We start from the raw sequence: 13,414 nt of genomic DNA, 5'->3' as shown, positions 1-13,414 counted from the left end.
CGCGATCGCGACACCGTGCAGCCGATCGCGATGAGCCGCGGTCGGTGCGGCGAGTCAGTAGACATCTCGAACATAGCGTTTTTCGGCGATCAGCTGCTTCTTGAAAGCGAGGGCGGCGTCCTCATCGAGCTTGCCGTGCACGCGAGCGATCCGCAGCAGGGCCTCGTCGACGTCCTTGGCCATGCGTTCGGCATCACCGCAGACGTAGAAGTGGGCGCCGTCGCGCAGCCAGGACCACAGTTCGCCACCGTGCTCGATCATGCGGTGCTGCACGTAGATCCGCTCCCGCTGGTCGCGGGAAAAGGCAAGGTCGAGGCGGGTCAGGAAGCCTGAGCGAAACATGTCCTCCAGTTCGGCGCGGTAGTAGAAATTCTGTGCCGCGTGCTGATCGCCGAAGAACAGCCAGTTACGTCCGAGACAGCCCAACGCCCTGCGTTCCTGGAGGAAGCCGCGAAACGGCGCGATGCCGGTGCCCGGACCTACCATGATCATCGGCGCGCCTTGGTCGGCAGGTGGACGGAAGTGCGGCGCTCGCTGCAGAAAGATCGGCACCGCCGCGTCCGCGCGTCCGGCGCCCACTCGGTCGGCGAGAAACGTGGAGCACACCCCACCGCGCCGGGCGGCCGACCCGATGGCCGCCGGGTCACCGTAGCGCACCACGCTGACGGTCAGTTGTATCTCATCCGGGCTGACCAGCGGGCTCGACGAGATCGAATAGGTGCGCGGCTGTAGCTTCTTCAGCGTACCGAGCCACTCGACCAGGTCCGCGCGCACCGGGAAGTCCCGCAGCACGTCGACGGCCTGGCGGTCCCACAGGTAGTTCTCCAGCTCGTTCCGGTTGTCTTTGCGCAGCAGTTTGGCGAGCTGGTTGCTGTGGTTGCGCTCGGCGAGGAACCCGAGCAAGTCATGACTCACCTTGGTGATGTCGTAGTGCGCGTGCAGCGCCTCGGCGAGTGGCAATTCGTGGTGGTCGACCTCGATGATGCGGCGGCCGTCGAGCCCGGTGGCCGACAGCCACTCCGCGACGAGCGACGAGCTGTTCACCGGCCAGATGCCCAGCGAATCGCCCACCTGGTATCCGACATCGAGCCCGTTCAGGTCGAACCCGAACTGGCGCACCTCTTTCGGCGAGCTCTGCTCGGACAACAGTTGGTTGCGTATCAGCGCAGCGCGCAGCGGCGCAGCGCGGGTGAACGGCGTGGACCTGATCCGGGTGTGGTCGAGCATCGGGTCGGCGGCAGGCGACTGCTCAGTGGTCACTGCGCTGCGGCTCGCCGTGCGCCCGGCACCGTTTCCGGTCCGCACAGGGGGATCGGCGGGGGAGTCGCCCCGCTCATCGGCGTGACTGTCGCCGAACGCGACGAGGACGTCTTCGAGCCAGTCCGCCGCCGCGTCCGCATAGTCCGGTTCGTTGTCGACGCGCGGTAGCAGCCGCGTCGCGCCGAGTTCGGCCAGCTTCTCGTCGAGTTTGCGACCATACCCGCAGAAGTCGTCGAACGCGGAGTCGCCGAAGGCGAACACCGCGTATCGCACACCGGTCAACCGGATCGCGGCGGCGGCCAGCCGATTCCAGAAATCGGCTCCGTTGTCCGGCGGACCTCCGTCGCCGAAGGTGCTGCTGATCACCAGCACGTCACCGGTCACCGCGCTCAGCTCGCAGGAGTCCAGGTCGAGCAACCTGGGGTGAAAGCCCCCTTCGGCAAGGCGCGCCGCTGCCCGCGCGGCGAATTCCTCCGCGGTGCCGGTCTGCGACGCCCACAACACGGTGATCGCATGCTCCTGCGCGTCATTCACCGCAGTCGTCGGCACTGCTGCGCGCGAATATATTCCGGCAAGCAGCCCATCGATCCACACCTTGCTGCGCGCGGAAATCGGCGCCGATTCCGGAACCACCGGCTGGCCGGACACCGTAATCGACTGTAGTGCGGCGAGATACCCGCTCAGGTAGACGCGTTCGGTCTCGCTCAGCGTGGGCGGTGTGGCGCTGTCGAGTCCGAGCACGGCGGCCAACGGGTGCGCTGAGGACGCGTGCGCAAGCGTGGCCGGGGTGTCGGGCATGGTCGCGACCCGCCGCAAAGCCACGGCGCATGCCTTGAACTCGGGCTGGAGTGACGCCGGGTCGACCGCGTCATTGGTGACCGCGTTGATGGTCAGGTACTCGCCCTGCTCGTCGTTCCAATGGAATGGGGCGAAGCAATCGCCCGGACGAACTCGGTCACTCACCTCCACGGGCAACACAGCCCGACCGCGGCGCGAAGCGATCTCGAGCTGATCGCCCGCGCGCAGACCGAGTCGTTCGGCATCGGCGGGATGCACCTCGACGAACGGGGCGCCGGTCAGTCTGCTCAGCTTATCGATCTTTCCGGTCTTGGTCATCGTGTGCCACTGATGCTGTAGGCGACCGGTGTTGAGCAGGAACGGGTAGTCGTCGTCCGGCATCTCCTCCGGAAGCAGGTGCGGACGCGGCCAGAACACCGCGCGACGTGTCGGCGTGGCGAACGCGAGCCGAGGCCGATGCCCGTTCGCGTCGAGGAAAAGCTTTTGGCTGACACCGTCGTTGCGGTATCTGATCGGATTGCGCCTGTGTCCGGGCTCCGCGCACGGCCACTGCATCGGTCCCGCACGCAGCGCTGCGTAACTCACGCCGCGCAAGTCGTAGCCGGTCGCGGGATTCGCGAATTGTTTTATCTCGGCGAACACTTCCGCACTGGAGCCGAAGTGGAAACCAGGGAACCCCATGGCGGCAGCGATGTCGGCGATCAGTCGCCAATCCGGCCGCGCGGCGCCGATCGGCGGGACCGACTTTTGCAACAGGGTCAGATTGCGTTCCGAATTCACCATGATCGCATCGGATTCCGCCCACAATGTGGCGGGCAGCAGCAGGTCGGCGTAGGCGTTGGTCGCGGTATCGGTATAGGCGTCCTGGACGATCACCAGTTCGGCTTCCTCCAGGCCCGCGATCACCTGTCGTCGATTCGGCACGGTGGCAACGGGATTGGTGCAGATAATCCAGGCCGCCCGGATCTCTCCCGTCGTCATCGCGCGGAACATGTCGATCGTTCCCGGCCCGGCTTCGGTGCGCAGTGTCCCGGGTTCGAGGCCCCATGCGGTCTCGACGAATTCACGGTCGGTGGGGGACAGGAGGCTGCGCTGGCCGGGCAGTCCCGGCCCCATGTAACCCATTTCGCGTCCGCCCATGGCATTCGGCTGCCCGGTGAGTGAGAACGGGCCGCTGCCGGGGCGACAGATGGCGCCGGTGGCCAGGTGCAAGTTGCACAGTGCGTTGGTGTTCCAGGTGCCGTGCGTGGATTGATTGAGTCCCATCGTCCACAGCGACATCCACTCGCCGGCCTCGCCGATCCACCGTGCGGCGGTGCGGATGTCGGCTTCAACGAGTCCGGTGATCTCGGCGACCCGCTGTGGCGGATAGTCGGCGAGGAACTCCGGCATCGCTTCCCAGCCTTCGGTGTGCTCGGAGATGAACCCCGCATCGATGTCGCCATTCGTGACCAGCAGGTGCAGCAGTCCGTTGAGCAAGGCGAGATCCGTGCCCGGCGCGATCTGGAGGAAGAGGTCGGCTCGGACGGCGGTCTCGGTGCGGCGCGGGTCGACCACGATCAACTTCGCCCCCACCGCGAGCCGTTCGGCCATCCGCAGGAACAGGATGGGATGACAGTCGGCCATGTTCGCGCCGATCACGAAGAACAGGTCCGCGTGCTCGAAGTCGTCATAAGAACCGGGCGGCCCGTCCGCGCCGAGCGACTGCTTGTACCCGGTCCCCGCGCTGGCCATGCACAACCTGGAGTTCGCCTCGAGGTGCACCGTCCGCAGGTACCCCTTGGCCAGCTTGGTCGCGAGGTACTGCGCCTCCAGTGACATCTGCCCGGAGACATACAGCGCGATCGCGTCCGGACCGTGCTCGTCCAGGATCGCCCGGAGCCGGGTCGCCGCCTCGTGCACCGCGTCGTCGACCGGAAACGGCACCGGGACCTGGCCACGCTCGGAACGCCGGTAAGCGGTCTGCATGCGTCCGGTGCTGCGCATCAACTCGGCGTGCGTCGCACCCTTGGTGCACAGCTTGCCGGCGTTGGCCGGGTGTAGTTTGTCGCCGGCGACCTTGGCGATTACCGGGTTACCCGCGTCGCCGGGGGCGGTCTGCACCGTGATTCCGCAGCCGACGCCGCAGTACGAGCACGCCGTACGGGCGGTGCCGCCGCTGCGGCTGGTCAGTGCGTCGGACATACCTCCGATCATGCTGACCGCCGATTGCGCGGAATTTACCGCGCGTTAGCGGCAGGTGACATTCCGCCGCACCGCCGCACCATTCGTTGGTGAGGTGTGACGAGGGTCTCCGGCTCAGCCGAGTTTGTATGCCCGATGCAGGGCCACGATGCCGCCGGTGAGGTTACGCCACTGCACCGACGCCCACCCGGTGGCCGCGATCCGCATCGCGAGTTGGCGCTGATTCGGCCAGGCCCGGACGGATTCGGCCAGGTAGACGTATGCGTCTGGATTGCTGCTCACGGTGCGCGCTACCGCGGGCAGTGCCTTCATCAGGTATTCCATGTAGAGCGTGCGTAACACCGGGAAGGTAGGGGTGGAGAACTCGGACACCACCAGCCTGCCGCCGGGCTTGGTGACGCGCAGCATCTCGCGCAGCGCGAGATCGGCGTCGACGATATTGCGCAGCCCGTAGGAGATGGTCACCGCGTCGAACGAGTCGTCCGCGAACGGCAGCGCCGTCGCGTCGGCCGCTACCATCGGCACCCTGCGGAACTGCCCGGCGGCCAACATGCCCTGCGAGAAGTCGGCGGCCAGGCACCACGCGCCGGACTTCTGTAACTCCAGCGTGGACACACCGGTGCCGGCGGCCAGGTCGAGCAGACGCTCACCCGGCCGTGGCGCGAGCGCCTTGCGGGTCGCCCGACGCCAGTAGCGATCCTGACCGCCGGAGATGATGATATTGGTCAGGTCGTATCGCCGTGCGACACCGTCGAACATCGACGCGACCTCGTGCGGCTGCTTGTCCAGCGAAGCCCGATACGATTGCGTTTTCGCCACGCCACTGACACTAACTTGCTCGCCGGGACGTATTCAGCGTGGCACGACGATTGTGGCCGCGCGACCGCGAGACGAGCGGTGTTCAGGCTGTATGCGGCAACCGAATCCGTGCCCCGGTCACCTCGGCGTAGTGCCCCACCAACTCGGTGCAGACGGCGGGCCAGGTCCGCGACAGCACCGACTTCCGCGCAGCCCCCGCGAATTTGGTGCGCAGGGCCGGATCATGCAACGCCGCGACGGCGCTCGGCAGCAGCTCGCAGAATCGGTCGACAGGCAGGAGGTAGCCGTTTCGGCAGTGCGCGATCAGGTCGCGCGGCCCGCCCGCGTCGGGGCCGATCACCGGAACGCCCGAGGCCAGCGCTTCCTGCACGCCCTGGCAGAACGTCTCGTGCTCACCCGCGTGCACCATCACGTCCAAGCTCGCGTACGCCCTGGCCAAGTCGGCACCGCCGAGCTCGCCGGTGAATACGGCGTTCGGCATCAGACGGGTCAGTCGGCGGCGCTCCGGCCCGTCGCCGACGATCACCAACTGGATGTCGGGATCGGCGGCGAGCACCGCCAGTCGTTCGACATGCTTCTCCGGCGCGAGCCGCCCCACGAAGCCGACCAGCAACTTCGCCGGCCCGCGCCGCCAGGCCTCGCGCAGCGCCGCGGACCTGGCCGATGGTGTGAAGCGCGCGATGTCCACACCGCGGCCCCATCGGTGCACGCGGGGGATGCCGTGCCCGGCCAGGTCCTCGGCCGCGGCCCGGGACGGTGCGAGGGTGCGGGTGGCGCCCTCGTGGATGCGCCGAGTCCACCTCCACGCCGCGCGGCTCGCCAGCCCCAGCCCGTAGCTTTTGGCGAACCCAGCGACATCGGTCTGGTAGACCGCCACCGTCGGCAGGTCCAAGCGCAGCGCCGCGCCGAGACCGCCGGCGCCGAGTAGGAACGGCGAAGCCAGGTGCACCACGTCGGCGTCGAAGTGGGCGATGGCCGAGATGATGCCCGGCTCCGGCAGCCCGACCGGCAACGAGCTGATCTTCGGCACGTTCACCGCGGGCACCCGGTACACCGGGAAGCGTCCGTGTCCGCGCAGGGCAGGGCGGAGTCCGCGCGGCGTGTCCGGCGCGATGACCATCGCGTCGTGCCCGTGCCGGTCCAGGTGCTCGAGCACCCGCAGCACCGAATTGGCGACGCCGTTCATGTTCGGCAGAAACGACTCCGCAACGATCGCTACACGCACCCGCCCAGCCTGACCTGCACAATGTGCCAGGCCGTCACACCGGTGTGAAGAGCGCGGAAAGTTCCGGCGAACTGTCGGGGAGGTCAGACCGCCGGCACGAGTCTGCGTTTGTACGCGCGGGTGAGCAGCCACAGCGCCGGAAGTGTGAGCAGCCAGACCACGACGATGACCGACAGGGCCGGCGGGACCGCGACGCGCATGTCGCGGCCTTCCACCCGCACCAGGTCGGGATCAGCGCGGTTGTACTCCACCCGGATGCGCTCACCCGCGGTGAGGTTGGTCGGATACAAGACGCCGACCTTGGGGTTATGTGTCTCGCCGTCGGGTGTGACGTACATGACCGCCGAGCGCAGCCGGCCCGCCGACAGCACCTCGGCGGTGGTGCTGCCTTTGTCGGAACTGATCAGATAGTCGTTGCGCCACGCGGCCAGCACCAGCAGTCCGACGAGCACGCTGATCACCGTCGCCGCGGTCAGCACCCCGATCCTGGCCCGCCGCAGACGGATCGACCGCCGCGTGGACTCGCTGGTTTCCGACACCGCCACAGGCTACCGGCTCGACTACGGTGGCGGCCATGTCCCGAAAATTCCACTTCACCGTGCCTTATGCCGTCCCGGTCGAAGATCTCCACCGGGCAATCACCACCGACGACGCTTGGCAGACGCGCTTCGCGGTGGCCGAGACGGCGACCCTCGATCTGTCGCATCCCGACGGCGCCGACTCCATTCGCATCCACATGACCGAAAAGGCCCCGGACGACAAGATTCCGGGCCTCGTGCGCAAGGTGCTCACGAGCGAACTGACCTTCTCCCGCGTCGACAACTGGCAGCCGCTCGACGGCGCCGTGGCCAAGGGCACCTTCGAGATCGCCACCGGCGGAATCAAAACCGAGATGTCCGGGACCTACGAGATGCATCCCACCGCAGAAGGTTCCGAGATCGAGGTGATCGGCAGCGTGCGGGTCAAGGTTGCTCTGGTAGGTAAAGCCATAGAGCCGCTCGCCGAGAAGCTGCACCGGAGGGTGCTGGCGGGCGAGTGCCACTCCATCGAGGAGTGGTTGGATACTCGGCCCGACGCCTGAGCGCCCGAGACGCACCAGTCGCCCGCAACGGCCCGGTGGGCGAACCCGTCGCGGATACCTGGCGCGCGGATCAGGCGAAGTCTCCCGGGGAGAACTCCTTCGGCTCCACCAACACCAGCCAGTTCCCGGAGTTGTCCCGGATGATCGCCTCGATCCCGTAGGGCCGATCGGCGGGCGGCTGGATGAACTCCACCCCTTTGGCGGTGAGTTCCTCGAAGGTTTTCTGGCAGTTCTCGGTCCGCAGGCCGAGTGAGCCGTGCGTGCCGCTGGCCAGCGCGCGCCGAACCGCGTCGGCGTAGTTCTCGTCCAACGGCGGGCCGGGGAGCATCAGCGTGATCTCCAACTCCGGGTGCGCGGGATGCGCGACGGTGACCCAACGGAAGCCGTTGTCGCCCATCATGACATCGGCGGTCTCGACGAATCCGAGCTTGTCGAGATACCACTGCTTGGCTGCGTCCTGATCCGTGACATACACCGTGACCAGGGAGACATTCGTAATTGTCGTCATGCGACCAGGCTAGGGCGGGCGCCGAAGCGCAGGCTTCTCCGAAATTGCGGTGTTATGCCTCAGGCGGGGCGGTGCTGGTCAAATGGGACGCTTGCGATCCGACAATCCGTGCATGAACACGAAGCAGCCGGGAATCCGAGGGGCGCCGTCGGCGAACTTCGCCTGGTACTGCGAGGGAGTGACCCCGACAAGCTGGCGAAACTTGCTGCTGAACGAGCCGAGGCTGCTGTATCCGACCACCATGCACACTTCGGTGACAGTCAGGTTGGTCGCCCGCAGCAGATCCTGTGCGCGCTCGATGCGTCGCTCGGCCAGATACGCGGCGGGAGTCGATCCGTAAACCGCGGCGAAGGCGCGCAGGAAGTGGTATTTGGACACGCCGGCGGCCGCCGCCAGCTCGGTCAGGTTCAGTGGTTGCGCGTAATGGCGGTCGGCGAGGTCCTTGGCGCGGCGCAGGTGTGGAAGCAGAGACAGCGTCGGTCGACCCGCCATCCATTGTCCGTCCGTCACACCCACCGCAACCTCCTACGTGAATGGCTGCAGTTCGTCGAAGCGCATGGACCCGCGTCCCGCGGTGCGCCAAGCCCGTGCGGTCAGGTCCACGTCCTCGTCGGTGACGAGGTTGCCCATCACGCGCACCGCCGTACGTTGCAGATACTTCGAGCGCATCACGGGGGGACCGGCTAGCGGAACCACCCGGGGGTGAGTGGCCAGGCCCGCGATTCTGCGGGCGACGGAGAAGGTGCGACCGTAGCGCGCCCGCAGCAGCTGCGGCCAGATGCTCGTGAAATCCGGCTCGTCCAGCAGTTCGGCCAGCATATGGCCACCTTCGAGGCCGTAATCGATACCTTCACCGTTGAGCGGGTTCACGCAGCCCGCCGCGTCGCCGACCAGCACCCAGTTGCGTCCGGCGACATGCGACACCGCGCCGCCCATGGGCAGCAGCGCCGACGCCACCGCACGCAGCGGGCCTTCGAAGTCCCACTCCGCTCGGCGCAGCGAGGTGTAGTGCTCGAGCAGCGGTTTCAGCGCGATGTGCGACGGTCGCTGCTCTGTCGCCAGGGACCCGACACCAATATTGACCTCGCCGTTGCCGAGTGGAAAGACCCAGCCGTATCCGGGAACCAGTTCGCCGGCGGCGTCGCGTAATTCCAGATGCGAACTGATCCACGGGTCGTCGCTGCGGCCGGACCTGATGTAGGCCCTGGCCGCGGTGCCGTAGGCGTACTGCCGGTGCCACGTCCGGCCGAGTAGCCGTCCGACCGATGAGCGCACGCCATCGGCGACCACCAACGTGCGGCACGCGATCGTTCGCGCGCCGTCGGCCGTGCGTACCGTCACCCCGGTGACCCGGTCGTCCGCGCGGGTGACATCGACCACCTTTGTCCCGTCGAGCATCCGTGCGCCGGACTTCACCGCAGTCTCGCGTAGCTTGTCATCGAGTTCGGTTCGCGGAATGGCACTTCCGTACGTCGGAAAGGAACCGCTCGGCCAACGCAGCAGGGCCTCGCGGCCGAAACCGGTCATCCGAAGGCCGTGGTTGACGGTGTGCGCGCGCACCCAGTCGCCCAGGTCGAGATGCTCCAATTCGGCGGTCGCGCGCGGGGTCAGGCCGTCACCACAGGTCTTGTCCCTCGGGAAGACGGCGGAGTCGATGAGCAGTACGTCCCGACCCGCTCGAGCGGCCCAGGCCGCCGAGGCCGAACCGGCCGGGCCGGCACCGATGACCAGCACCTCGGCCCGGGTGGGCAACGCGCCCCGGTTGCCGCCTGTGGGAGTGACTTCCGGTGAACCCATGGGCTCAATACTCGCAGGGCAGTCTCGGCGGTGTCGACGGCGGTCGCACCCGAGTCATCGGCGATCGCGAACAACGCTGCGTGGAATTGTCGGATCGCCCGCAGAGTGACGGTGTTCATGGGCCATCGGACGGGGACACGCTAGGTTCTCTACCGTGGGGTCGGACGCATCGCTGGGAGAAGAAATGAGCACATCGGCCATGAGCGAGCGAAGCGAGCGAATCATGAACACAGCGCGCGGCAGGTACGACGGGGGCGAGCATCAGCGAGCCGGAGTCGGGAGCGACGTGAGCACGGTGGTGGCCGGGGTCGATCTAGGTGACATCGAGCTTGCCGCGACAGTGCGCGACGGCTTGGGCAAAGTCGAGAAACTCCTGGTCGACGAACTGTCCGATGGCGAGGAGTTCCTGCAGGAAGCTGCCCTACACCTGGCCAAAGCGGGCGGCAAGCGGTTCCGGCCGCTATTCACGATCCTGACCGGGCAGCTCGGGCCGCGCCCCACCGATCCCGCATTGATCACGGCGGGCACCGTGGTCGAATTGGTGCACCTGGCCACGCTCTACCACGACGACGTGATGGACGAGGCGTCGATGCGCCGTGGCGCGTCGAGCGTGAACGCGCGCTGGGGCAACAACATTGCCATCCTGGCGGGGGATTACCTGTTCGCACACGCCTCCCGGCTCACCTCGACACTCGGCCCCGACGCGGTACGCATCATCGCCGAGACCTTCGCCGAACTGGTCACCGGTCAAATGCGTGAGACCATGGGCGCCCGCGAATCCCAGGATCCCGTAGAGCACTACCTGCGCGTGGTCTGGGAGAAGACGGGTTCGCTGATCGCCGCCGCTGGACGGTTCGGCGGCACCTTCTCCGGAGCCGACATCGAGCACATCGAGCGGCTGGCCCGCCTCGGTGACGCGGTCGGCACCGCTTTCCAGATCTCCGATGACATCATCGACATCTCCTCGGCCTCCGAGCAGTCCGGCAAGACCCCAGGCACCGACCTGCGCGAGGGCGTGCACACCCTGCCGGTGTTGTACGCGCTGCGCGACGAGGGCGCCGAGGGCGAACGCCTGCGCAAACTACTCGCCCACCCGCTGCAGACCGACGACGAGGTCGCGGAGGCGCTCGAGTTGCTTGCCCGCTCCCGCGGCATGGCGCTTGCCAAAGCCAAGCTGCAGGGCTACGCCGATATCGCGTACGCCGCGCTGTCCGCGCTGCCCGCGGGGCCGGCCAACGCCGCGCTCGAGAAACTGGTCCGCTACACCATCGAACGTGTCGGATAACGGCACAAACTCACAGCGAACCAGCGTTGTGGTCAGGAACCTTGTTCGGTCTCCTATCGTTGACCTGGTGTAGAGCAATCGACGAGGCGCTGGCGCACAGAGAGTCGAGACCAGGCTCGGCGCGACAACTGATTTCGTGAGCACATGGGTAACTCGTCGGGTACACGCGGAAGTCGACCAGGAATCCGACGTAGGACCTGTTATCAAGTCTCGCGGCGCCGACCTGTATAGCTGAAGACGCGGAGAGGCGGATAGGCATGCACGGGCACGCGTTGGGGAATGGACTGAAGACCTTCGGGCTGATGGTGGGGCTCTCGGCGTTGATCGTGTTCGCCGGTGCGATGTTCCGCAGCCCGACGATTCTGATCATCGCGATCCTGCTGGCTGTGGGGATGAACGCGTACGCGTACTTCAACAGCGACAAAATCGCGTTGAAGGCGATGCACGCACAGCCGGTCAGCGAGCTGGAGGCGCCGATGATCTACCGAATCGTGCGCGAACTGGCCACCACCGCGCGGCAGCCGATGCCGCGGCTGTACATCAGCCCGACCAACGCGCCCAACGCGTTCGCCACCGGTCGCAGCCCGCGCCACGCCGCGGTATGCGTGACCAGCGGCATTCTGCAGATCCTGGACGAGCGAGAATTGCGCGCCGTACTCGGCCATGAGCTCTCGCATGTCTACAACCGCGACATCCTGATCTCCTCGATCGCGGGTGCGCTCGCGGCCGTCATCTCCGGTCTGGCCAATCTGGCCTTCTTCGCGTCCATGTTCGGCGGCAACCGCAACGGTGAAAGTCCGAACATCCTGGGCGTGCTCCTGGTATCGCTGCTCGGCCCGATCGCCGCGACTCTGATCAAACTGGCCGTCTCCCGCTCGCGTGAATATCAGGCCGACCGGTCCGGCGCCGAGCTCACCGGCGACCCGCTGGCCCTCGCCTCCGCCCTGCGCAAACTGGAGCGCGGCGTGCAGGCCGCACCCTTGCCGCCGCAGCCGCAGTTGACCGCGCAGTCGCACCTGATGATCGCCAACCCGTTTCGCCCGGGTGAGCGGGCGGCGCGGTGGTTTTCCACGCACCCACCGATGGCCGAGCGCATCACCCGCCTCGAGGAAATGGTGGGTGGTCCGCGCCGCTAGGTGAAACCTGCGGGCTCGGCGGTCAGCGGTAGTTGACGAACTGGAGAGCGATACCGAAATCCTCGCCCTTCAGCAGTGCGATGATGGCCTGCAAATCGTCGCGCTTCTTACTGCTCACCCGCAGTTCGTCGCCTTGGATCTGCGCCTTGACACCCTTGGGGCCTTCGTCGCGGATCTTCTTGGAGATCTTCTTCGCATGCTCGGTATCGATCCCCTGTACCAGCGAACCGGTGATCTTGTACACCTTGCCGGACGCGGCGGGATCGCCCGCGTCGAACGCCTTCAGCGAGATGTCGCGGCGAATCAACTTCTCTTTGAACACCTCCAGCGCGGCCTTCACGCGTTCCTCCGCCTCGGCGGTGAGCACGATCTTGTCCTCACCGGACCATTCGATCGTGGCACCGGTGCCACGGAAGTCATAGCGGGTGTTCAGCTCCTTCTCCGCCTGATGCAGGGCGTTGTCGACCTCCTGTCGGTCAACCTTGCTCACAACATCGAAAGACGAATCAGCCACGCTGCGCTCCTGTCCTGACGGTCCGAACGGGTCACCACAACCGGATGCTTCCGGCCATCGCCAAGTTCTACCCGGAGAGCTGAGGTTAGTCGTCCGGCATGGCCGATAGCCAGCCGGTTTGCATTTAGGGTGCCAGTTCGATGTATTCTGCTCAGCGCGCAGAACGAAGCGCAAAAGGCAGGTTGCCCGAGCGGCCAATGGGAGCAGACTGTAAATCTGTCGGCGTGAGCCTACGTAGGTTCGAATCCTACACCTGCCACTCCGTTCACTGGGTGAGCCCTGTACGCAGAAAGCGCGTACAGGGCTCACTTCGTCATTTCTTGTGGGATGCGACCCCCACGCCCCGCCCGGCGGGGCTTCGTCCCCCGGACCCACTCCGCTGGTCGAGTTGGTAGCGGAGGTAACCACACGATTCGCATCCGTGCAGGTCGTCCCGCTCGTGCAGCTCGCCCTCGCGGTGGTCATCGGGTATACGTTTGCGACGGCACTGGTCGCGGCGGCGGGTTACCAGTTGCGCGGATGATCGCCCCCCTGCTGGGCCGAGTGCCTCCTAACGGCAAAGCCTCACAACGCCCGCACACCACAAACCTCACATCGCGCGCGTTCCGCGAGTCTCACCAACCCGCGCACCGTGAGTCTCACCACGGGCACACACCGCGAACCTCGCCGATTGCACCCTTGCAACCCACACGGCGCGAGTCTTGCGAGCGCGTTCGCGGCCCGGCTCGCGTCCGAGTGACCGCCGCGCATGTGACGCAGTCGCGAGCAGCGGTCACTCGGACGCGAGCCCCAAAGGGGCCGCGAACC

At 66.7% G+C, this 13,414-nt stretch carries 11 protein-coding genes and 1 tRNA gene; 4 read left to right on the top strand and 8 right to left on the bottom strand.

From position 1 onward, the window contains the following. Positions 1–54 precede the first annotated feature (54 nt). The 4 genes from AB0C34_RS28980 to AB0C34_RS28965 all read right to left on the bottom strand — a co-directional run bounded on the left by AB0C34_RS28980 (position 55) and on the right by AB0C34_RS28965 (position 6,825). Positions 55–4,242 carry a bifunctional nitrate reductase/sulfite reductase flavoprotein subunit alpha gene (locus AB0C34_RS28980; RefSeq protein ID WP_357079750.1) on the bottom strand — a complete coding sequence of 1,396 codons (4,188 nt, stop codon included), beginning with the start codon at positions 4,240–4,242 and terminating at the stop codon, positions 55–57. Between the two features lie 114 nt (positions 4,243–4,356). Beyond that, positions 4,357–5,061 carry a demethylmenaquinone methyltransferase gene (locus tag AB0C34_RS28975; RefSeq protein WP_357079747.1) on the bottom strand — a complete coding sequence of 235 codons (705 nt, stop codon included), beginning with the start codon at positions 5,059–5,061 and terminating at the stop codon, positions 4,357–4,359. Positions 5,062–5,143: 82 nt separating this feature from the next. Then, positions 5,144–6,286: a glycosyltransferase family 1 protein gene (locus AB0C34_RS28970; protein WP_357079744.1), complete on the bottom strand. Its 1,143-nt coding sequence runs from the start codon at positions 6,284–6,286 to the stop codon at positions 5,144–5,146. Between the two features lie 83 nt (positions 6,287–6,369). Further along, entirely contained in the window at positions 6,370–6,825 is a 456-nt protein-coding gene (locus AB0C34_RS28965; protein ID WP_357079741.1) for a DUF3592 domain-containing protein, read from the bottom strand. 35 nt (positions 6,826–6,860) lie between these two features. Between AB0C34_RS28965 and AB0C34_RS28960 the strand changes: the two genes are divergently transcribed. Then, on the top strand, positions 6,861–7,367 hold the full coding sequence (locus tag AB0C34_RS28960) for a DUF2505 domain-containing protein (protein WP_357079867.1): 507 nt from the start codon (positions 6,861–6,863) through the stop codon (positions 7,365–7,367). Positions 7,368–7,437: 70 nt separating this feature from the next. On the opposite strand, the gene AB0C34_RS28955 is transcribed toward AB0C34_RS28960, so the two are convergent. The 3 genes from AB0C34_RS28955 to AB0C34_RS28945 all read right to left on the bottom strand — a co-directional run bounded on the left by AB0C34_RS28955 (position 7,438) and on the right by AB0C34_RS28945 (position 9,672). Then, positions 7,438–7,875 (bottom strand): VOC family protein, encoded by a 438-nt coding sequence (locus AB0C34_RS28955; RefSeq protein ID WP_357079738.1) that lies wholly within the window; start codon positions 7,873–7,875, stop codon positions 7,438–7,440. A gap of 78 nt (positions 7,876–7,953) precedes the next feature. Further along, on the bottom strand, positions 7,954–8,367 hold the full coding sequence (locus AB0C34_RS28950; protein ID WP_357079864.1) for an AraC family transcriptional regulator: 414 nt from the start codon (positions 8,365–8,367) through the stop codon (positions 7,954–7,956). 33 nt (positions 8,368–8,400) lie between these two features. Beyond that, positions 8,401–9,672, bottom strand: coding sequence for a geranylgeranyl reductase family protein (locus AB0C34_RS28945; RefSeq protein ID WP_357079736.1), 1,272 nt, complete (start codon positions 9,670–9,672; stop codon positions 8,401–8,403). A 199-nt stretch (positions 9,673–9,871) separates the two neighbouring features. On the opposite strand from AB0C34_RS28945, the gene AB0C34_RS28940 reads away from it, so the two are divergent. Together AB0C34_RS28940 and htpX are read left to right on the top strand one after the other, a co-directional pair. Next, entirely contained in the window at positions 9,872–10,957 is a 1,086-nt protein-coding gene (locus tag AB0C34_RS28940; protein WP_357079733.1) for a polyprenyl synthetase family protein, read from the top strand. Positions 10,958–11,214: 257 nt separating this feature from the next. Next, the gene (htpX, locus tag AB0C34_RS28935) at positions 11,215–12,093 is read left to right on the top strand and encodes a zinc metalloprotease HtpX (RefSeq protein WP_357079731.1); all 879 of its coding nucleotides are present in this window, start codon (positions 11,215–11,217) and stop codon (positions 12,091–12,093) included. 22 nt (positions 12,094–12,115) lie between these two features. Here htpX and AB0C34_RS28930 read toward each other — a convergent pair whose 3' ends face one another. Beyond that, on the bottom strand, positions 12,116–12,607 hold the full coding sequence (locus AB0C34_RS28930; protein WP_357079728.1) for a YajQ family cyclic di-GMP-binding protein: 492 nt from the start codon (positions 12,605–12,607) through the stop codon (positions 12,116–12,118). Positions 12,608–12,783: 176 nt separating this feature from the next. Between AB0C34_RS28930 and AB0C34_RS28925 the strand changes: the two genes are divergently transcribed. After that, positions 12,784–12,866: transfer RNA gene (locus AB0C34_RS28925), tRNA-Tyr, on the top strand. Positions 12,867–13,414 lie beyond the last annotated feature (548 nt).

Origin of the sequence: Nocardia sp. NPDC049220 (genome assembly GCF_040647855.1) — a bacterium.
Classification (GTDB): domain Bacteria; phylum Actinomycetota; class Actinomycetes; order Mycobacteriales; family Mycobacteriaceae; genus Nocardia.
The sequence above is the reverse complement of the archived record's forward strand: the minus strand, read 5'-3'. Positions and strand labels throughout refer to the sequence as shown.

Bases quoted from the DNA above. Each gene is read 5' to 3' on its own strand.
- AB0C34_RS28980 (WP_357079750.1), bottom strand. From the start codon at position 4,242: ATGTCCGACGCACTGACCAGCCGCAGCGGCGGCACCGCCCGTACGGCG.
- AB0C34_RS28960 (WP_357079867.1), top strand. From the start codon at position 6,861: ATGTCCCGAAAATTCCACTTCACCGTGCCTTATGCCGTCCCGGTCGAA.
- AB0C34_RS28955 (WP_357079738.1), bottom strand. From the start codon at position 7,875: ATGACGACAATTACGAATGTCTCCCTGGTCACGGTGTATGTCACGGAT.
- AB0C34_RS28950 (WP_357079864.1), bottom strand. From the start codon at position 8,367: ATGGCGGGTCGACCGACGCTGTCTCTGCTTCCACACCTGCGCCGCGCC.
- AB0C34_RS28945 (WP_357079736.1), bottom strand. From the start codon at position 9,672: ATGGGTTCACCGGAAGTCACTCCCACAGGCGGCAACCGGGGCGCGTTG.
- AB0C34_RS28940 (WP_357079733.1), top strand. From the start codon at position 9,872: ATGAGCGAGCGAAGCGAGCGAATCATGAACACAGCGCGCGGCAGGTAC.
- htpX (WP_357079731.1), top strand. From the start codon at position 11,215: ATGCACGGGCACGCGTTGGGGAATGGACTGAAGACCTTCGGGCTGATG.